An 18,237-nucleotide genomic window follows, 5' to 3' on the forward strand; every position below is an offset into this window, starting at 1 on the left:
GAGCGAACAGCCGCCAGGCGGGAAGGCATGGAGCGCTACCTGAAATGGGCTGTTGCCATCCTCGCGCTGTCGATCCTTCTGGCGGCGGCGGCGGTCGGCTACGCCTTCCATGCCTTCACGCGCGACGGTCCGCTGCCGGCGGCGGCGTCCATCGACGTGCCGAAGGGCGTCGGCCTGGACCATGTGATCCGCGAGATGACGCAGGCCGGCGTGATCCGCGACCCTGCCCTGTTCCGGATCTGGGCGCAGATCCTTGGCGCCGACCGGCGGATCAAGGCGGGCGAATACCGCTTTCCGCCCCGGGTCAGCCAGCGCGTGGCGCTGGGCATCGTCATCGCCGGGCGGACGGTGCTGCGCCGCCTGACGATTCCCGAAGGCCTGACGACCTGGCAGACTTTGGAGCGCATCCGCCGGACGGCGGACCTGACCGGCCCGATCACGCTGAAGCCCGCCGAAGGCGCCCTGATGCCGGACACCTACCTGTTCGCCAGGGGCGAGGCGCGCGACGCGATCGTCCTGCGCATGCAGGCGGCGATGACCGAGGCGCTGGACCGGGCCTGGGCGGAGCGTGCCCCGAACCTGCCGCTGCGCTGGAAGGGCGAAGCCCTGGTCCTGGCGTCGATCGTGGAGAAGGAGACCGGCAAGCCGGGCGAGCGGGCGCGCATCGCCGGCGTCTTTGTCAACCGGCTGCGCCGGGGCATGAGGCTGGAGACCGACCCGACGGTGATCTACGGCCTGACCGGGGGCAAGACGTCGCTCGGCCGCCGGCTGCTGCGCAAGGACCTGAAGACGCCGCATCGGTGGAACACCTATGTCCATTTCGGCCTGCCGCCGACGCCGATCGCCAATCCTGGCCGCAAGGCGATCGAGGCCGCGGTCCGGCCGATGGCCCATGACGAGCTCTACTTCGTCGCCGACGGCACCGGCGGCCATGTCTTCTCGAAGACCTACCGGCAGCACCGCCGGGCGCTGCGCAAATGGCGCCAGATCCGCCGCAAGCTGGAGCGCGAGGGCAAGCGGTAGGCGGCGGGCGCCGGTTTCCGGCCCGCCGGCACGGCGGGAGGATATCGCCGAAACCGGATGTCGCGCAGGGTCTCTGTAGGGGAGGGTTTCAAACCCTCCCCTACGGCGCCGGGCCGATGCTGCGCCCTAGATCACCGCGCTTTCGACGAACGGGCGGCCTTCGGGAATGCGGCGGTAGAGGAAGGGGCCGAGGTCGAGGGCGCGGAATTCGCCGTAGAGGATCCATTCCGCCGTGCCCCGGCCCATCGCCGGCGACTGCTGGAAGCCGTGGCCGGTAAAGCCGTTGGCGAAGATGAAATTGGCGACCTCGGTGTGCGGCCCGAGAATCGCGTTGTGGTCGAAGGTGTTGTACGCGTAGTGGCCGGCCCATGAGTTGAGCAGCCGCAGCGCGTCGAACTGCGGGATCCGGGCCATCAGCGCCGGCCAGACCTTGCGTTCCCACAGGGAATGGTCCTGGACGAAGTCGTCCGGATCGACCGGCGGATCGGCGTCGGGGTCCGGCGCGCAGCCGGCGAGATAGTTGGCGCCGTCCGAGCGGACATGCACGCCGGACGGGTTGATGGTCAGCGGCATCGGCCGGTCGACGGGCTTTTCCGCGGCGAAGACGTAGCTGTAGCGCTTGCGCGGCTCGACCGGCAGGTCTGCGATCCCGGCCATGCGGGCAGTCCGCGCCGCCCGCGGTCCTGAGGCGTTGACCACCGTGCCGCAGGCGATCTCCTCGCCGGATTTCAGCGTCACGCTGTCGACCGCCGTGCCGGCCGGGTTCAGCGTCATGGCGACGACCTCGTTGGCGACATAGTCCGCGCCGCGTTCGCGCGCAGTGCGCCGCCACCATTCGAACAGGGTCGCACCCTCGAAGAACCCTTCGTCGACCGGGTTGTGGTTGGCGGCGACGATGTCGTCGAGATTGTAGAACGGGTATTCGGCGGCGATCTCCGCCCGGGTCATGTGCCGGGTGCCGGCGCCGCTGGCCGCCTGGATCTTTTGCGCCTCGCGCAGCGCCGCCGCGAAGCTCTCGTTGTCGGCCAGATACAGATAGCCGGTACTGACGATAGCGACGTCGGGCACCCGCGGATCGTCGTCCATCCAGTGGCGGAAATTCTTCACGAACTCGGCCGCAAACTGGGAAACGCGGATGTTTGCCGCGCTGGAAAACTGCTGCCGCATGCAGGAGTTGGTATGCGCCGTTGATGTAAACTCGTAAGTCGGGTTGCGCTCCACGACGAGGACGGAACCGTCGAAATCCGGGTTGCGCACGAGCCACCAGGCGATCGACGAGCCATACATCGCGCCGCCGACGATCACGACGTCGTACCGGCGCTGCGGCGGCGCTTCGGCCGGCAGGGCGCTGGCGGGCGGCGCGTAGGTCATAGCAGGCAGGTCACGGCAGGCAGGTCACGGCAGGCAGGTCACGGCAGGCAGGTCAGGGGGCGGTGTTCGGAACCGGGAATGCGGCCTCGTGGCGGCGGCGATCCCGGCGACGCATACGGGATCGTCCGTCGGCGGGCCAGTATTTTCGGCCGTCCGGGGTTCGGGCGGGGCAGTCCGATGTCCCATGCGTCCGCCATTCGGACGGGAATTCGCCGTATGCCGCCGGGGTTTATCGAGTTATAGGCGGAGTTGTTTGCGATCGCCTCGCTTTGTAACGGGCAATCCGATGTTCGAATCCTTTCCGACCGCCGGCCTCGGGCACATCGCCTCGAGGATGTGCGGTGGCGATACCGCCCGGCGGGTCCTGACAGCACGGGATTTCGCGATGGCCCGGGCGGAGATCGCCGGGTGGGAAGGCTACTTGCCGACACCCCTGGTCCGGTTTCCCGAACTCGCGGGGCGACTCGGGGTAAGCGCAGTCATCTACAAGGATGAAGGACCCCGTTTCGGGCTGGGCAGTTTCAAGGCCCTGGGCGGGGCCTACGCGGCCCAACGTCTTCTGCAGCGCGAAATCTCCTCCAGGACCGGCCGTGACGTGACCCTTTCGGACATCCGGGCCGGGAAATACGCGACCGAATGCGCAGGAATGAAGCTGGTCGCGGCCACCGACGGCAATCATGGCAGGGCCCTGGCCTGGGGTTGCCGACGCTTCGGCGCGTCCTGCCGAATCTACATCCATGCGGGGGTGAGCGAAGGCCGGGCTGCAGCGATACGCGATTTCGGAGCCGACGTAATCCGCATAAGGGGCGACTACGACGCATCGGTGGCGCTGGCCAGACAGGAGGCCGCCAAAAACGGCTGGTTTGTCGTCTCGGATACGTCCTGGTCCGGCTATTCCGGGCCGCCGCGGGACGTAATGTCAGGCTATGGCGTGATGGCTCAGGAGATTTGCGATGCGCTCGACGAGGCGCCGACCCACATGTTCCTTCAGGGCGGCGTTGGCGGGTTTGCTGCCGGCGTTATCGCGGCGCTACGCCAGCACTGGGGCGATCGTGCGCCCCGGTCGATAATCGTGGAGCCGGCATTGGCCGCCTGCCTGTTCGAAAGCGCCCGCGCCGGCAGGGCGACCTCCGTTGCGATTGCCAGGGAAACAGTCATGGCGGGCCTGTCCTGCGGCGAACCGTCCGCGCTTGCCTGGGAGATTCTGGCCGAAGAGGCTTCGGACTTCCTGACGATTCCGGATTCGGTCGTCGCTCCGGCCGTTCGTCTCCTGGCGAAACCCTTCGCAGGCGATCCGATGGTGGAGGCCGGCGAAAGCGCAGTCGCCGGACTCGCCGCGCTGATCGTCGCGAGGCAGGACCCTGATTTCTCAGAGAAGCTGGGACTGGACGGGTGCTCGCGAGTGCTGCTGATCGGTACGGAAGGCGTCACCGACCGGGCAGTATTCGACAGGATGATGGGGGAGCGGGATGGAGACTGAGGCGCCCGAACGCGGTTTCCCGGAAAGCGAATTCGCAGGCCGCACCGGCAAGGCACAGGTGTTGATGGCCGGGCAGGGACTGGGAGGGCTGTTGCTGACGACCGAAGCGGAGATCCGCTACTTCAGCGGATTCCAGACGCAGTTCTGGCAAAGCCCGACACGGCCATGGTTCCTGTTCGTGCCCGCGAAGGGCAAACCGATCGCCATCGTCCCGGAAATCGGCGCGATCCTGATGCGGAAAACCTGGATAGAGGATATCCGGACCTGGAGCGCCCCGAATCCCGAAGACGACGGCATTGGCCTGCTGCTCGATCTGCTGTGTCCCCTGGCCTCGGGAAAGGAGCGGATCGGGGTGCCGAAGGGGCCTGAAACATCGCTCAGGATGCCGCTGGGCGATTGGGAGCGGCTGATCGCAGCCCTTCCCGGGCTTGAGATCGTCGACGCGACCGGGATCGTCCGCGCTCTGCGCATGGTGAAGTCGCCTGCAGAAATCGAGAAGCTCGCGCATGTTTGCGCCATCGGGTCGGCCACCTTTGCAAGTGTTCCCGACTTCGCCCGAAACGGGCGTGAACTGGCGGAAGTCTTCCGGTCCTTCAAGCGCAAAGCGCTTGCGCTCGGGGCCGACGATGTGCCGTACCTGGTCGGTTCGGCCGGGCAGGGCGGTTATCGGGACATCATTTCCCCGCCGTCCCGATGTCCGCTCCGGACCGGCGATATCCTGATGCTGGATACCGGATCGACGTGGGACGGCTATTACTGCGACTTCGACCGGAATTTTGCCATCGGCCGAAGCGATGACCTGTCGCGCCGCGCCTATGACACCTTGTGGCGTGCAACGGAAGCCGGGATCGAGACCGTCCGGCCGGGCCGGACCTGTCGCGATATCTACAACGCCATGCGGTCGGTGATCGCCGAAATGGACGACGGGGCCGGGGATGTCGGGCGTCTCGGACACGGCCTGGGAATGCAACTGACCGAATGGCCCTCCCACGCCGCGTTCGACGATACCGCGATAGAGGAAAACATGGTGCTTACTCTGGAGCCTTCGCTCGGCTACGGCGACGGGCTCATGATGGTGCACGAGGAAAACGTCGTCGTGCGGTCCGGAGGCGCAGAATTGCTTACCGTTCGCGCCGCACCCGAATTGCCCGTTATCTGAACCCGTCCGAAAGACCTGCGGCAGGCAACGGCAATCGCGGTTCCTGCCGGCTAGGCCCGGTAGTCCGTCCGAGCGGTCAGGGAGATCGGGCAGGGCTCGACCGTGGCGCGGACCTCGGTCTGGATGTGGCGCTCGACGGTCGGCTTGGCGGTGCCGCCGTCGGGCTCGCCCCACAGCACCGATACCTCCGTGCCGGGCTGCGCTGCGCTTTCGTCGAGCAGCGCCAGCGAGATCCAGTCGCGCACGTTGGAGCTGTAGACCGGGTAGTGGGAAATGCCGGCGGGCCGCCCCTCGTGGGTCACCAGATCGTAGGGCAGGGTGGCGTAGTGCGAGGCCGGGATATCCAGATACTTGAACCGGTCGCCTTCGTTGAACAGGCTGGCGAAGACGCGCACCACGTCGTCCTTGTTCCAGCGCAGCGTCATCTTGCGCTTGTGGGGGCGGTCCTGCATCGCCTCCAACGCGCTGCGGCCGACATAGTCGTGGTCGAACTTCACGATATGGCCGTATCCGAGGTCGTACGGCGTCAGGTAGTAGTCCTCGATATTTGCGCTGACGAGGCTGCCGCCGAGCGAGATCGAGGCCTCGAAACCGTCGGCCGGCAGCCATTCCCGGTAAGGCTTGAGATCGTCGCCGGAATAGATCGCCGGCATCGGCGAGGGGAACCAGCCGCTTTCGTGCGCGACGGTCGAGTAGGTCCGCGATCCGGCCGGCAGCAGCCCGAATTCCTGCCCCGCTTCCAGCAGCGTGTCCCGGACGAGGCCGTGGTCGTCGAACGGGCCGAACAGCTCCAGCCCGGCCTCGCCGGCCATGCCGTGGCGCAGCGCGCGGACCGGGCGCCCTGCAATATTGATCTCGCCCATGCGGAAGAACTTGATGCCTTCGATCGGGCCGCCGTTGACCTTTTCGAGGAGTGCCCAGGCGTTCGGGCCCTGCACCTCGAAGCGGTAGCCCAGCCGGCGGCCCCGGTTGTCGAGCGCCCGGTCGTCGGTGGTCATCTCGACGTCGAACCCGCCCTGTTCCGCATGATAGACGACCCAGTTGCGCGTGATCGGCTTGTTCACGATGTTGACCCGGTCCTCCTCGAGGATGAACAGGATCGCGTCGCCGACGAAATAGCCGCTCGGCGTGCAGGCGACGAACTGCTTGGCGACGTTGCGGCGCCAGTTGGTCGCCGCGTTGGCGGTGATGTGCTCGACCAGCCGGCGGGTATCGGGCCCCTCGACGTAGAGATCCGTCATGTGGAACGACTGGTCGAACAGGACGGCGGTCCGGCGCCAGGCCTCCTGCTCGTCGCGCCAGTTGGAAAACTCGGACTGGATCGGAAACTGGTACGGGCCCGCGGCGGCGTTGCGCAGCATGTCGACCGGGTTGCCGATCGACCGGATCTTGTCTTCGAGCGACCGGACGGTCATCTGGCGTTTCCTCCCTTTTCGTTGCGCCCCGGCCGGGCCGTGGCGCGCCTTCCATAGAGCAGGCGCCGCCGCGCGGGCAAGCCTTGCAAGGCACCTACGCCGCCAGCGTCTCCTCGATCCGCGCGCGCAGCATGTCGAGGCGCTCGCTGCCCCAGAACAGCTCGTCCCGGAACACGAAGGTCGGCACGCCGAACACGCCGAGCGCCTCGGCCTCCCGGCACAGCGCGTCGTGGCGCCGGCGGCCCTCGCCCTGCGCCCATTCGGCGAAGCCGGCCGACGGCACGCCGGCTTCCTCCAGCACCCCGGCGACCGCGGCCGGCTCCTCGATCTCCAGTTCGCGCTTCCAGAAGCGCAGGAACACGCGGTCTATGTAGGGATCGAAGCGGCCGTGGTCCTGGGCGCGCAGCATGCCGATATGGACGACGGAACTGTCGAAGATTTTCTGCGGGCCGTAAACGGTCAGCCCGCGCGTGTTGGCGATCCGCCTGACGTCCATGTAGGCGTAGCGGACCCTGCGCCACTGATGGTCGTTGCGGGTCCTAACCGCGCCCAGGAAATCCGGGATTTCCAGCGTGTAGGGCTTCCAGACCGGCTCGATGCCGAAGTCCGCCGCCAGCGCCCGGGTCGGCTCCATGGCGAGATAGGCATAGGGGCTCTTGACGTCGATATAGACGGTGAGTTCGGGGAGGTCGGGCACTGCCGTCATGGCTCCGGTTGTCCGTTGTCGTCGCGTGCGCCGCCTAAATCCCCAGAACCTTCCGCGCATTCTCTTTCAAAATCAGCGGCTTAACTTCCGGCTTTATGTTCAGGGTTTCGAAATCCGCAAGCCAGCGGTCCGGCGTGATGGCCGGCCAGTCGGAGCCGAACAGCACCTTGTGGCGCAGGAGCGAATTGGCGTAGCGCACCAGGATCGGCGGAAAATATTTCGGCGACCAGCCCGAGAGATCGATATAGACGTTGGGCTTGTGGGTCGCGACGGAGAGCGCCTCCTCCTGCCACGGGAAGGAGGGATGGGCGAGGACGATGGTCATCTCCGGGAAATCCGCCGCGACATCGTCCAGATACATCGGGTTGGAGTATTTCAGCTTCATGCCCATGCCGCCCGGCATGCCGGCGCCGACCCCGGTCTGCCCGGTATGGAACAGCGCCGGTACGCCGGCCTCGGCGATCGCCTCGTAGAGCACATAGGCGCTGCGGTCGTTCGGGTAGAAGCCCTGCATGGTCGGGTGGAACTTGAAGCCGCGCATGCCGAAATGCTCGACCAGCCGGCGCGCCTCGCGGGCGCCCAGTTTGCCCTTGGCCGGGTCGATGCTGGCGAAGGGGATCAGGATATCCGAATGCTTTGCGGCCTCCTCCGCGATCTGCTCGTTGTCGTAGCGCCGGAAACCGGTCTCGCGCTCGCAATCGACGGCGAAGATCACCGCGCCGATGTTGCGTTCGCGGAAATAGGCCGCGGTCTCGTCGATCGCCGGCGGCCATTCGCGCCCGGTCCGGAAATACTTTTGCATCCCTGCCTGGAACTCGGCGTAGCCGTCGTCCGCATGGGTGCCGCACGGCTCTTCGGCATGGGTGTGGATGTCGATGGCGGCGACGGCGTCGGGATCGAACATGGCACGCGAACTCCCTGTTGCGGGCCCGGAAGGTAGCGGCAGTCAGGCCGCCGTCACAAGCGGTTCGATACCCTCGACGTCGGTCGAATTTCTGGCCACGTCCAGATCGTACATCCGTTGGAGATTGAGCCAGAATTCGGGAGACGTGCCGAGCGCCTTGCCGACGCGCAGCGCCGTATCCGCCGTCACGCCGCGGCGGCCGTGAACGATCTCGTTGATCCGGCGCGGCGGCACCCGGATCGCCGTCGCGAGGCGGTACTGGCTGATCCCGAGTTCTTCGAGAAATTCCGCCAGATGTTCGCCCGGATGGATGGGTTCGGCTTTGGGCATCGGATTCCCCGGTATCGCCTCTTGGTATGTAGCCCAACCCAATATCGCGCCAACACACCGTTGTGTCACCCCGGCCGGCCGTAGGCCGAGCCGGGGTCCAGAGCCTGTCCTGAGCTTGTCGAAGGGGCCGACCCGAAGGTCCGCGCCGGTGGCTCTGGGCCTCGGATCTCCGCTGCGCTTCGTCCGGGGCGACAGTGTGGGCAACAACCGGTAGTGAGTCAGTTTGACTTACGGCGCCGGACTAAACCCATACTTTCCCTGTCATTTCGACCGGAGCGCCGCCAGGCGCGTAGTGGAGAAATCTTTCCGGTACGGCGCTTCGGACCCGGCTCCGCGCGTGAAAGATTTCTCCGCTCCGCCCCGGATGAATCCGGGGCTCCGGTCGAAATGACGGACAGGGGATCGACTCCGGCCGACACGAAAAGTCAAGCTGACTCACAACCCGGGCAACCCCGTCGATTGCGCAGCGGCGACGGGCCGATTAAGTAAGGAGCGGCCGGCCCCACATTTCGCTTTGACAGGTTTACGCGCATGAAAATCCGTTTCAGCAAGCTCGATTTGCCGAAGGATGGTTCCCTGGTCGTCTTCGCCCTGAAGGACAAGACGCTGTCCGCCTCGGCCGCAGCCGCGGACAAGGCGCTGGACGGCGCCGTCTCGCGCGCCGTGGCGGCCAGCCGCTTCAAGGGCGGCGGCGGCGATGCGCTGGTCCTGCCCAGCCCCGGCGACGGCCGCTGGGACCGGGTGGTCGTGCTCGGCCTGGGCAAGGCAGCGGAATTCGACGGCCTGGCGGCGCAGAATGCCGGCGGGCGCGCGGTCGCGGCCCTGAACGGCGCCGGTGCGAAATCCGCGGTCCTGCTGCTCGATCCGGTCGAGGGCGGCAAGATCGGCGGCGCCGAAGCGGCGGCGCGGGCCGGCTTCGGCGCCCGGCTGCGCAGCTACCGCTTCGACCGCTACCGCACCAAGGAGAAGGCCGAGCAGAAACCGACGCTCTCCGGCCTGACCGTCGGCGGGCCCGACGCCGCGGCGGCGCGCAAGGCGTTCAAGCCGCTGGACAGGCTGGCCGACGGCGTGTTCCTGACCCGCGACCTGGTTTCGGAGCCGCCCAACGTCATGTACCCGGAAACCCTGGCGGCCCAGGGCGAGGCCCTGCGCGATCTCGGCGTCGAGGTCGAGGTGCTGGGCGAGGACGCCATGCGCGACCTCGGCATGGGCTCGCTGCTCGGCGTCGGCCAGGGCAGCGTGCGCGAATCCAAGCTGCTGGTCATGCAGTGGAAAGGCGGCGGCGAGAAGGACCAGCCGGTCGCCTTCGTCGGCAAGGGCGTCACCTTCGATACCGGCGGCATCTCGATCAAGCCAGCCGCCGGCATGGAAGACATGAAGTGGGACATGGGCGGCTCCGGCGTCGTCATCGGCCTGATGAAGGCGCTGGCCGGGCGCAAGGCGAAGTGCAACGCCGTCGGCGTCGCCGGGCTGGTCGAGAACATGCCCTCCGGCGCGGCCCAGCGGCCCGGCGACATCGTGACCTCCATGTCGGGCCAGACCGTCGAGGTGCTCAACACCGACGCCGAGGGCCGGCTCGTGCTGGCCGATGCGCTCTGGTACACCCAGGACCGCTTCAAGCCGAAATTCATGATTGACCTGGCGACGCTGACCGGCGCGATCATCATCGCGCTGGGCAACGAGAATTGCGGCCTGTTCGCCAACAACGACGAGCTGGCCGACCGGATCGCGGCGGCCGGCAAGGCGGCCGGCGAGCCGGCCTGGCGCATGCCGCTGGGCGAGGCCTACGACAAGCTGCTGACCAGCGACGCCGCGGACGTGAAGAATATCGGCGGGCGCGGCGCCGGCAGCATCACGGCGGCGCAGTTCCTGCAGCGCTTCGTCAACGACGTGCCCTGGGCCCATCTCGACATCGCCGGCGTGACCTGGAGCAAGAAGGACAGGCCGACCGTGCCCAAGGGCGGCACCGGCTTCGGCGTGCAGTTGCTCGACCGCCTGGTGGCGGAGCATTACGAGGGGTAGGGCAGCACTACGTGGTGTAGGGGAGGGTTTCAAACCCTCCCCTACAGAGACGCGCAGGGGAGCGGCGCCGGACATATGACCGAAATCGGCTTCTACCATCTGCTGCGCACGCCGCTGGAGGCCGCGCTGCCGCAACTGCTGGTCAAGACGCTGGAGCGCGGCGAGCGGGCGGTGGTGAAGGCCGGGTCGGAAGAACGGGTGAAGCATCTCGATGACGCCCTGTGGCGCTGGGGGCCGTCCAACCGCAACGACAGCTTCCTGCCCCACGGCACGGCGGCCGACGGCAACGCGGAGAAGCAGCCGGTCTGGCTCACCGTCGGCGACGACAACCCCAACGGCGCGGCCTTCCTGTTCCTGACCGACGGTGCGGAGTCCGGCGCGCTCGGCGACTACGCCCGCTGCTTCGCCCTGTTCGACGGCCGCGACGAGGCCGCCGTCGCCCACGCCCGAACGCAATGGACGGCCTGGAAGGACGCCGGCCACACCCTCACCTACTGGCAGCAGGCCGAGCGCGGCTGGGAGAAGAAGGGGTAGGGCCCCGCCGCCATCCCGTCGCATGGACGCAGGCGCGGGCGATTCCTATACCCGGCGGCACTTTTCCCGACCGTCCCCCTTCCCCAATCTCAATCGACGGAGCAGCCGCGCCATGGCCCTCGAACGGACCTTCTCGATCGTCAAGCCCGACGCCACGGCGCGCAACCTGACCGGCGCCATCAACGCGATGATCGAGGAGGCCGGCCTGCGCATCGTCGCCCAGCGCCGCATCCGCATGACCGAAGAGCAGGCGAAGGGCTTCTACGCCGTTCACGCCGAACGGCCCTTCTACACCGACCTGGTCGCCTTCATGACCTCCGGGCCGGTCGTCGTCCAGGTGCTGGAGGGCGCGGACGCGATCGCGCGCTACCGCGACGTCATGGGCGCGACCAACCCGGCCGAGGCCGCCGACGGCACGATCCGCAAATCGTTCGCCGAGAATATCGAGCGCAACTCCGTCCACGGCTCCGACGCGCCGGAAACAGCGGCGACGGAAATCCGCTTCTTCTTCAGCGACGTCGAGATCGTCGGCTAAAGTACGTTGAATCAGCGGTAGGGGAGGGTTTGAAACCCTCCCCTACAATGCCTGCCGGATGCTGTTACGCTCGTTCGCAAACCGACTTAGATAGGTCTGAAGATTTTGGGCCAGCGCCCTGTCTCGAAACGAAAAAGGCCGCCTCTCCGGGCGGCCTTGGCGTTACGGACCTGCGCCGGCCCGCCGCCCGTTCCGGCGCATTCAGGCTTCGAGCCAGAAGGCGAGGGCGGTGGCGATGGCGCTCAGGATGACGATGCGCAGGCCCCATTTCGTGAAGTAGCCCCACGCCTTGCGGTGCTCTTCGTAGAATGCCGTGCCTTCGCCGAAGTTGTCAGCCATGCCGCATGCCTCCCCGCACGTCCCGCATATCGGGAATTCCCTTCGGAAGCGCTCTATACACAAGCATCGGCCGGTCTGCCAACCCCCGGTCGGGCGCCGTTCGCTGCACGATACTGTATTCGCTCAGGGCAGGGGCGGATTGACCAGCTGTCCTTCGCAACGCCAGCCGGCGCGCCAGACGATCCGTTCGCCGTCGACCGCCGCGGCGCGTTCGGCCACCAGGCGCAGGGCGGCCGGATAGATGCGGTGTTCCTGTTCGAGCACGCGGGCCGCCAGGCTTTCCGCCGTATCGCCGGGCAGCACCGGGACCGCCGCCTGCATGACGATCGGCCCGTCGTCCAGGTCGGGCCGCACGAAATGGACCGTGCAGCCGTGCAGCAGGACGCCCGCCGCCAGCGCGCGTTCGTGGGTGTCCAGCCCCCGGAACGCCGGCAGCAGCGACGGGTGGATGTTGAGCAGCCGGTCGCGCCACCGCTCGACGAAGCCGGCGGTGAGCAAGCGCATGAAACCGGCAAGACAGACGAATTCGGCTCCGGCGGCCTCGAGCCGGGCCGTGAGGGCGGCGTCGAAGGCGGCGCGGTCCGGGAAGGCGCGGTGGTCGACGGCCGCCGCCGGGATGCCGATGTCCCGCGCCCGGCCGAGGCCCGCCGCGCCCGGTTCGTTGGACAGGACGAGCACGATTTCCGCCGGAAAGCCGGGGTCGGCGCAGGCTTCGGCGAGCGCCGCCATGTTGGAGCCGCGGCCGGAAATCAGCACGCCGGTCTTCAGGCGCGTCATTCGTCCTCCCACCCGGCGATCCGCACCGCCGGCGCGGCCGGGTCGCGCGCCACGACCGTACCGACCCGCATCGCCGTTTCGCCGTGGCTGTGGAGCACCGCCTCGGCCCCGGCAGCCGCGTCCGGCGCGACGATCGCGATCATGCCGAGGCCGCAGTTGAAGGTCTGCGCCATCTCGGCCGGATCGAGCCGGCCGGCCTCCCGGAGCCAGCCGAACACCGGGGGGACGGTCCAGGCGCCGCCGTCGAGGTCGACGCCCAGGCCGGGCGGCAGGACGCGCGGGATGTTCCCGGTCAGCCCGCCGCCGGTGATGTGCGCCAGCGCCTTCACGCCGCCGCCCGCTCCGGAGTCCCGGGCCGCGGCCAGGCAGCTGCGGACGTAGATCCGGGTCGGCGTCAGCAGCGCGTCCCCGAGCGGGCGGGACAAATCGAACGGCGCCGGATCGCTCCAGCCGAGGCCGGCTTCGGCGCACAGCATCCGGACCAGCGAGAAGCCGTTGGCATGGATTCCGTCCGACACCAGGCCGAGCACGATGTCGCCCGGCGCGACCGATTCGCCGGTCAGCAATCGTTCGCGCTCCACGGCGCCGACCGCGAAGCCGGCCAGATCGTAGTCGCCGCGGGCGTAGAGGCCGGGCAGTTCCGCGGTCTCGCCGCCGATCAGGCCGCACCCGGCCAGCCGGCATCCCTCGGCGATCCCGGCGACGACTTCGGCGGCAACCTCGGGCTCCAGTTTCCCGGCGCCGAAATAGTCCAGGAAGAACAGCGGCTCGGCGCCGCTGACGACCAGGTCGTTGACGCACATGGCGACGAGGTCGATGCCGATCGTGGCGTGGCGGCCGGTCTCGATGGCGATGCGCAGCTTGGTGCCGACGCCGTCGGTCGCCGCGACCAGGACCGGATCGCGATAGCCGGCTTCGGCGAGATCGAACAGGCCGCCGAAGCCGCCGATCCCGCCCATCGTGCCGCGCCGCGCGGTCGCTTGGGCCAGCGGCGCGATCCGTTCGACCAGCCGGTCGCCGGCCGCGACGTCGACTCCGGCCTCCCCGTATCGGTTCGCGGGGTATCGATTTTCGGGGTATCGATTTGCAGCGATGACGGCGGTTTCCCCGGTTTCGATTTCAGCTTAGGTTTAGGCGGGCTCGCCGGCCCAGATCAATCCCGCTTCTCAATCCCGCTTCCGGGCAATCCCGTTTTCCGAGTCCGCCGCCGATGAACCCGTCCCGCCCGTCCGTGCGCCTGTTCCGCACCGCCGCCCTTGCGGCGGCCGCCGTCCTGCTCGCGACCGCTCCGGTTGCGGGACCGGCGGCCGCGGAAGAATCCATCTTCTGGGTCCGCGACGTGCCGGCAAAAGGCAAGGGCAAAACCGCCGGGGACGCCCGGCGCGACGCGGCGCTGAACAGCGCGCCGGCGGCGCTCGACCGGCTGCTGCGCCGGCTGACCTCGGCCCGGGACCACGAATTCCTTCCCCCGGTGCCGCCGGAGCAAGCGCGCGCGATGGTCCGCGGCCTGGAAGTCGTGCGCGCAAAGCGGCGGAAAATAAAAGACGGGCGCTCTTTCGACGGCGCGCTCAGCTACCTCTTCCGGCCCGGGACGGTCGGCGCGTTCCTGAAGAGCGAGGGAATCGCCTGGTCGTCGCGGCGCAGCGATCCGGTGCTTGTCCTGCCGGTCTGGCGCGACGAGAGCGGCGCAATCCTGTGGGACGATCCGAACCCGTGGCGCGACGCCTGGCTGTCGGCCGAACGGGAGCCCGGCCTGGTTCCGGTCGTCCTGCCCGAAGGCAACCTGAAGGACCTGCAGACGATCGACGCCGCCCATGCAAGCGAACGGGACGCGGAACGCTTGACGGCGATTGCCGGCGCCTACGGGGCGAAGCAGGTTCTGATCGCCGTCGCCGCTGCCGGCAGCGCGGACGCCGGAGAGGGCGCCCCGGAAGTGGCCCCGGAGGACGGCGAAGAAGGCACTGAGGAACGCGCAGGGGAGAGCGGCGAAGCGGGCGCGGGGGAGCAGGCCGAAGAGGGCGGTGAGAAGCAGATCGAAGACGGCGGGCTGACGGTCGTGGCCGCCCTGTTCAACCTGCGCAGCGGCGACATCGAGGAACTGGAGCCGATTACCGCCGCCGGCGCGACGGCGATGACGGACGCGGCGGCTGCCCTCGACGCCTGGCTTCAGGAGCGCTGGAAGGACCGGGTCATCGTCCCGGACGGGCCGGTCGCGACCACACGGGTGGTGCTCCGGTTCGACGATCTCGCCGCCTGGGTCCGGGTGCGCGAAAACCTCGTTGCGGCACCCTCCGTGACCGGCCACCGGGTGATCGCGTTTTCCAGGGGCGAGGCGCGGCTGGCGCTGACGCACCGGGGCAATGCGGATGACCTGGCCGTCCGGCTGCCGGCGTTCGGCCTGCTGCTGCAGCAGGAGCGCGGGACGGGACGGAAAGCGAAGACCGTCTGGGTGCTGGGCGAACGGGTGCGGGACAGCGGCGGGACGCCCGACGGCGAAGGGGAACAATGAAAGCCCCGGATTCTGTCCGGGATGCCGGCCCGGACACCGCCCCGGCCATCTCAGGGCCGCGCCAGCTCACCCTCGACCTTCCGTTCCGGCCGGCGCTGGCGCGCGAGGATTTCGCCGTTGCCGAATGCAACGCGCTGGCCGTCGGCTGGGTCGACCGCTGGCCCGATTGGCCGGGTGCCGGGCTGATCCTGCACGGCCCCGAGGGCTGCGGAAAATCCCATCTCGCAGCGGTCTGGCGCGCGGCCAGCGGCGCCGCCGCGCCAGGCGACGGCGCGCTCGACCTGGAAGCGGGCCGGGAGCTGGCGGAGCGGGGCGGCGCCCTGCTGCTGGAGGATATCGACATGCGGCTGGCTGCGGTGCCGGCATGGCAGGAAGCCCTGCTCCATCTCTACAACGCCGTCCGCTTGGCCGGCGGCAGCCTTCTCATGACCGCGCGCGCCGTTCCGGGTGCGTGGCGCATCGGACTGCCGGACCTGCGCTCGCGCATCGCGGCGCTGCCGGCGGCCGGGATCGCGCTGCCGGACGACGGGCTGCTCGAAGCCGTCATGCGCAAGCAGTTCGGCGACCGCCAGCTCGCGGTCCAGCCCGAACTGGCGGGTTATGTCCTGCCGCGCATCGAACGGTCCTTCCCGGCCATCCGGTCCTTCGTCGACCGGATCGACCGGCTGGCGCTGGAACGGCGGCGCCGGATCGGCCGGGACCTGGCCGCGGAAGTGTTGAACCGGAGCGCCGGGGCCGGGCGGCCCGCGGCCTTCGACGGGGGAGAGAAGCATGGATCTGGGTCTTGAGGGCAGGACCGCGCTGGTCTGCGCGGCGAGCAAGGGGCTGGGCCGCGCCTGCGCCGAAGCGCTGGCCCGCGAGGGCGCCCGCGTAACGATCACCGCGCGCACCGCGGCCGATCTCGAACTCACCGCGGCAGAGATTTCCGCCGCGGCCGGCCAGGCGGTGACGCCGGCGCCGGGCGACATCGCGACCGAAGAGGGCAGGGCGGCGGCGCTCGCAGCCTGCCCGGAGCCGGACATCCTGATCAACAACGCCGGCGGCCCGCCGGCCGGCGATTTCCGCGAATGGGGCTATGGCGACTGGGCGGAGGCCTGCAACGCCAACATGATCGCGCCGATCCTGCTCATCCGGGCGGTCCTCGACCCGATGATCGAACGGCGCTTCGGCCGGATCCTCAACATCACCTCCTACGCCGTGAAGAAGCCCTTGCCCGGCCTCGGCCTGTCGAACGGCGCCCGGGCCGGCCTCACCGGCTTCATCGCCGGGCTGGCGCGCGAGACGGTGAAGCACAACGTCACGATCAACAACGTGCTGCCGGGGCCGTTCGATACCGACCGGCTGCGCGCGAACGTGGCGGCGATGGCCGAGCGCAAGGCGATCCCGTTCGACGAGGAGATGCAAGGCCGCTACGACGGCAATCCCTCCGGCCGGGTCGGCGATCCGGCGGAGTTCGGCGCCATGTGCGCCTTCCTCGCTTCGGTCCATGCCGGCTACGTCACCGGCCAGAATATCGTCGTCGACGGCGGCGAGGCGATGTCGACGCTGTAGAAGCGGCGATCGTGTCTCAGTTCGATTTACGGCGCCGGATTAAACCCGTTTCCTCCCCGTCATTTCGACTGGAGCGGCGCAGCCGCGGAATGGAGAAATCTTTCCAATACAATACTTTGGACCTTGCTCCGCCGATGAAAAATTTCTCCGCTCCGCCCCGGATGAATCCGGGGCTTCGGTCGAAATGACCGATAGGGGATCGACTCCGGCCGATACGAATAGTCAAACTAAGAAACTACCGAAACGGCGCGCCCGTTGGGCGGATTGGGCGAATCGGGTTAGTATTGCCGCAAAATCCCAGCCGGATTCGCGGAGGGGTGGCGACAGGACGAGGGCGACATGTCGGCGAATATGGTGCGGATCGGCGGGGTCATGGTCTTTTTCCTGATCGTCGCCGTTATGGTCATGGGCTTCGTCCTCGCCGGGACCATGGTGAAAATGGCCGGTCAGGAAAATCCGGACCCCGCGGCGTTCACGTCGACCTTCTCGATGGCGATCGTCCTTTATCTCGCCATCATGATCTTCGTCTACTGGACGACCAGGGGCCTGTTTCACGCCTTCGGCTACCGCCGGGCCGACACGCCGATCATGACCATCATGATCCTCATGGCCGTCAACCTGGTCCTGTTCCTGTTCGGCGGGGCGGGCGCGGCGCCGGGCGGCGGTGCCGGATCGTTCGACACGCTGTCGGCGATCACCGGCCTGGCGACCGTCATGGCCTGGATCTGGTTCGCTATCGCGGCGATCGGGTTCGGCAACCATGTCGGCTCGCGGCTCTGGAAGGCGATCGGCATCGTCTATCTCGCCGGCATGATCCTCGCCTTCGCCGGCAACGTGCTGTCGATGGGCGGAATCGCCGGGGCGACCGGCCTGTTCCTGCTGCTGGCCGGCGCGATCGTGCTGGGCGGCTGGGTCTGCCACGGCATCGGCCTGATCATCGGCTCGCGCGAGATGGCCCGGACATCAAAGGGGACATGAACGGGGACATCATCCGCGATTCGGCCCGGCCGGCGCAGCGGAACGGGAAGGCCGCCGCCGGTCCATGACCATTGCCATCGCCGCCGCGCTCGCCGCGCTCCTGACCCTGCTCGCCTTCCTGGCCCCGGACCTGTTCGGCTCCGCGCTGGCCCTGATGGTGGTCGCGACGGTCTGCCGGCTCGGCACGCTCCTGCTGATGCGCCGGTCGGCGGCCCGGGCAAATTTGGGGGACGATGCCGGTGGGAACGCCGCGGTTCTCGACGGACTGAGGCTGCTGTTCCTGGGCGAGGCGGTGTTCGCAGCGGCGACGGTCGCCGGCCTGCCCGCCGAGCCCCATCTCGAAGGCGGCGTATCGGGCTGGGCCGGGCTGGCGGTCTGGCTGGCCTATGGCGCGGCCGGCGCGTGGGGCGGCCTGAAGCTGCTCGCCGCGGCGGGCTGGCTGCGCGCCGGCGGCATCCTGATCGCGGTCGCGGCCGGCTTCTGGTTCACCGTGATCGGCCTCGTGCTCTGGCCCTTCGCGATCGCGGCGGGCTATGGCTGCTTTGCGGTTGTCGGATTGAAATTACATTTGAAAACAAAAGATTAGTCGGTAACCTTAATCTGA

19 protein-coding genes are annotated in these 18,237 nt (G+C 68.3%); 11 read left to right on the top strand and 8 right to left on the bottom strand.

The window, feature by feature from the left end:
- Positions 1-27 precede the first annotated feature (27 nt).
- Positions 28-1,023 carry an endolytic transglycosylase MltG gene (gene mltG, locus OXM58_15410; protein MDE0149758.1) on the top strand — a complete coding sequence of 332 codons (996 nt, stop codon included), beginning with the start codon at positions 28-30 and terminating at the stop codon, positions 1,021-1,023.
- A gap of 126 nt (positions 1,024-1,149) precedes the next feature.
- Here the strand turns inward: mltG and OXM58_15415 are convergent, their stop codons facing one another.
- Positions 1,150-2,394 (bottom strand): FAD-binding oxidoreductase, encoded by a 1,245-nt coding sequence (locus OXM58_15415; GenBank protein ID MDE0149759.1) that lies wholly within the window; start codon positions 2,392-2,394, stop codon positions 1,150-1,152.
- Positions 2,395-2,680: 286 nt separating this feature from the next.
- Here OXM58_15415 and OXM58_15420 point away from each other — a divergent pair, with 286 nt between their 5' ends.
- Together OXM58_15420 and OXM58_15425 are read left to right on the top strand one after the other, a co-directional pair.
- The gene (locus OXM58_15420) at positions 2,681-3,874 is read left to right on the top strand and encodes a diaminopropionate ammonia-lyase (protein MDE0149760.1); all 1,194 of its coding nucleotides are present in this window, start codon (positions 2,681-2,683) and stop codon (positions 3,872-3,874) included.
- Positions 3,864-5,033: a Xaa-Pro peptidase family protein gene (locus OXM58_15425; GenBank protein ID MDE0149761.1), complete on the top strand. Its 1,170-nt coding sequence runs from the start codon at positions 3,864-3,866 to the stop codon at positions 5,031-5,033. Before OXM58_15420 ends, OXM58_15425 begins: the two co-directional genes overlap by 11 nt.
- Before the next feature lie 50 nt (positions 5,034-5,083).
- Here the strand turns inward: OXM58_15425 and OXM58_15430 are convergent, their stop codons facing one another.
- The 4 genes from OXM58_15430 to OXM58_15445 form a co-directional block, all read right to left on the bottom strand.
- A complete protein-coding gene (locus OXM58_15430) occupies positions 5,084-6,448 on the bottom strand; it encodes a hypothetical protein (protein MDE0149762.1) in 1,365 nt (454 codons plus the stop codon).
- 94 nt (positions 6,449-6,542) lie between these two features.
- A complete protein-coding gene (locus OXM58_15435) occupies positions 6,543-7,154 on the bottom strand; it encodes a DsbA family protein (GenBank protein ID MDE0149763.1) in 612 nt (203 codons plus the stop codon).
- Positions 7,155-7,188: 34 nt separating this feature from the next.
- Positions 7,189-8,058 (bottom strand): amidohydrolase family protein, encoded by an 870-nt coding sequence (locus OXM58_15440; protein MDE0149764.1) that lies wholly within the window; start codon positions 8,056-8,058, stop codon positions 7,189-7,191.
- A gap of 42 nt (positions 8,059-8,100) precedes the next feature.
- Positions 8,101-8,388: a HigA family addiction module antitoxin gene (locus OXM58_15445; protein ID MDE0149765.1), complete on the bottom strand. Its 288-nt coding sequence runs from the start codon at positions 8,386-8,388 to the stop codon at positions 8,101-8,103.
- A 531-nt stretch (positions 8,389-8,919) separates the two neighbouring features.
- Between OXM58_15445 and OXM58_15450 the strand changes: the two genes are divergently transcribed.
- The 3 genes from OXM58_15450 to ndk all read left to right on the top strand — a co-directional run bounded on the left by OXM58_15450 (position 8,920) and on the right by ndk (position 11,479).
- On the top strand, positions 8,920-10,410 hold the full coding sequence (locus tag OXM58_15450; protein MDE0149766.1) for a leucyl aminopeptidase: 1,491 nt from the start codon (positions 8,920-8,922) through the stop codon (positions 10,408-10,410).
- Between the two features lie 75 nt (positions 10,411-10,485).
- Positions 10,486-10,944 carry a DNA polymerase III subunit chi gene (locus OXM58_15455; protein MDE0149767.1) on the top strand — a complete coding sequence of 153 codons (459 nt, stop codon included), beginning with the start codon at positions 10,486-10,488 and terminating at the stop codon, positions 10,942-10,944.
- Positions 10,945-11,056: 112 nt separating this feature from the next.
- Complete coding sequence (gene ndk / locus OXM58_15460; GenBank protein ID MDE0149768.1) at positions 11,057-11,479, top strand: nucleoside-diphosphate kinase; 423 nt, start codon at positions 11,057-11,059, stop codon at positions 11,477-11,479.
- 201 nt (positions 11,480-11,680) lie between these two features.
- On the opposite strand, the gene OXM58_15465 is transcribed toward ndk, so the two are convergent.
- From OXM58_15465 to purM, 3 genes are all read right to left on the bottom strand, one after another.
- A complete protein-coding gene (locus OXM58_15465; protein MDE0149769.1) occupies positions 11,681-11,818 on the bottom strand; it encodes a hypothetical protein in 138 nt (45 codons plus the stop codon).
- A 123-nt stretch (positions 11,819-11,941) separates the two neighbouring features.
- A complete protein-coding gene (gene purN / locus OXM58_15470; protein ID MDE0149770.1) occupies positions 11,942-12,595 on the bottom strand; it encodes a phosphoribosylglycinamide formyltransferase in 654 nt (217 codons plus the stop codon).
- The gene (gene purM / locus OXM58_15475; GenBank protein ID MDE0149771.1) at positions 12,592-13,689 is read right to left on the bottom strand and encodes a phosphoribosylformylglycinamidine cyclo-ligase; all 1,098 of its coding nucleotides are present in this window, start codon (positions 13,687-13,689) and stop codon (positions 12,592-12,594) included. Before purM ends, purN begins: the two co-directional genes overlap by 4 nt.
- 116 nt (positions 13,690-13,805) lie before the next feature.
- Here purM and OXM58_15480 point away from each other — a divergent pair, with 116 nt between their 5' ends.
- From OXM58_15480 to OXM58_15500, 5 genes are all read left to right on the top strand, one after another.
- Positions 13,806-15,104, top strand: a complete 1,299-nt coding sequence (locus OXM58_15480; protein ID MDE0149772.1) for a DUF2066 domain-containing protein — start codon at positions 13,806-13,808, stop codon at positions 15,102-15,104.
- The gene (locus OXM58_15485) at positions 15,101-15,892 is read left to right on the top strand and encodes a DNA replication protein (protein MDE0149773.1); all 792 of its coding nucleotides are present in this window, start codon (positions 15,101-15,103) and stop codon (positions 15,890-15,892) included. Before OXM58_15480 ends, OXM58_15485 begins: the two co-directional genes overlap by 4 nt.
- On the top strand, positions 15,876-16,655 hold the full coding sequence (locus tag OXM58_15490) for an SDR family oxidoreductase (protein MDE0149774.1): 780 nt from the start codon (positions 15,876-15,878) through the stop codon (positions 16,653-16,655). Before OXM58_15485 ends, OXM58_15490 begins: the two co-directional genes overlap by 17 nt.
- Before the next feature lie 339 nt (positions 16,656-16,994).
- Complete coding sequence (locus OXM58_15495) at positions 16,995-17,633, top strand: hypothetical protein (protein ID MDE0149775.1); 639 nt, start codon at positions 16,995-16,997, stop codon at positions 17,631-17,633.
- A gap of 64 nt (positions 17,634-17,697) precedes the next feature.
- Positions 17,698-18,219, top strand: coding sequence for a hypothetical protein (locus tag OXM58_15500; protein ID MDE0149776.1), 522 nt, complete (start codon positions 17,698-17,700; stop codon positions 18,217-18,219).
- Positions 18,220-18,237: the final 18 nt, after the last annotated feature.

It is taken from the genome of Rhodospirillaceae bacterium, from assembly GCA_028819475.1.
GTDB lineage: Bacteria > Pseudomonadota > Alphaproteobacteria > Bin65 > Bin65 > Bin65.

Bases quoted from the DNA above. Each gene is read 5' to 3' on its own strand.
- mltG (MDE0149758.1), top strand. From the start codon at position 28: ATGGAGCGCTACCTGAAATGGGCTGTTGCCATCCTCGCGCTGTCGATC.
- OXM58_15415 (MDE0149759.1), bottom strand. From the start codon at position 2,394: ATGACCTACGCGCCGCCCGCCAGCGCCCTGCCGGCCGAAGCGCCGCCG.
- OXM58_15420 (MDE0149760.1), top strand. From the start codon at position 2,681: ATGTTCGAATCCTTTCCGACCGCCGGCCTCGGGCACATCGCCTCGAGG.
- OXM58_15425 (MDE0149761.1), top strand. From the start codon at position 3,864: ATGGAGACTGAGGCGCCCGAACGCGGTTTCCCGGAAAGCGAATTCGCA.
- OXM58_15430 (MDE0149762.1), bottom strand. From the start codon at position 6,448: ATGACCGTCCGGTCGCTCGAAGACAAGATCCGGTCGATCGGCAACCCG.
- OXM58_15435 (MDE0149763.1), bottom strand. From the start codon at position 7,154: ATGACGGCAGTGCCCGACCTCCCCGAACTCACCGTCTATATCGACGTC.
- OXM58_15440 (MDE0149764.1), bottom strand. From the start codon at position 8,058: ATGTTCGATCCCGACGCCGTCGCCGCCATCGACATCCACACCCATGCC.
- OXM58_15445 (MDE0149765.1), bottom strand. From the start codon at position 8,388: ATGCCCAAAGCCGAACCCATCCATCCGGGCGAACATCTGGCGGAATTT.
- OXM58_15450 (MDE0149766.1), top strand. From the start codon at position 8,920: ATGAAAATCCGTTTCAGCAAGCTCGATTTGCCGAAGGATGGTTCCCTG.
- OXM58_15455 (MDE0149767.1), top strand. From the start codon at position 10,486: ATGACCGAAATCGGCTTCTACCATCTGCTGCGCACGCCGCTGGAGGCC.
- ndk (MDE0149768.1), top strand. From the start codon at position 11,057: ATGGCCCTCGAACGGACCTTCTCGATCGTCAAGCCCGACGCCACGGCG.
- OXM58_15465 (MDE0149769.1), bottom strand. From the start codon at position 11,818: ATGGCTGACAACTTCGGCGAAGGCACGGCATTCTACGAAGAGCACCGC.
- purN (MDE0149770.1), bottom strand. From the start codon at position 12,595: ATGACGCGCCTGAAGACCGGCGTGCTGATTTCCGGCCGCGGCTCCAAC.
- OXM58_15480 (MDE0149772.1), top strand. From the start codon at position 13,806: ATGAACCCGTCCCGCCCGTCCGTGCGCCTGTTCCGCACCGCCGCCCTT.
- OXM58_15485 (MDE0149773.1), top strand. From the start codon at position 15,101: ATGAAAGCCCCGGATTCTGTCCGGGATGCCGGCCCGGACACCGCCCCG.
- OXM58_15490 (MDE0149774.1), top strand. From the start codon at position 15,876: ATGGATCTGGGTCTTGAGGGCAGGACCGCGCTGGTCTGCGCGGCGAGC.
- OXM58_15495 (MDE0149775.1), top strand. From the start codon at position 16,995: ATGTCGGCGAATATGGTGCGGATCGGCGGGGTCATGGTCTTTTTCCTG.
- OXM58_15500 (MDE0149776.1), top strand. From the start codon at position 17,698: ATGACCATTGCCATCGCCGCCGCGCTCGCCGCGCTCCTGACCCTGCTC.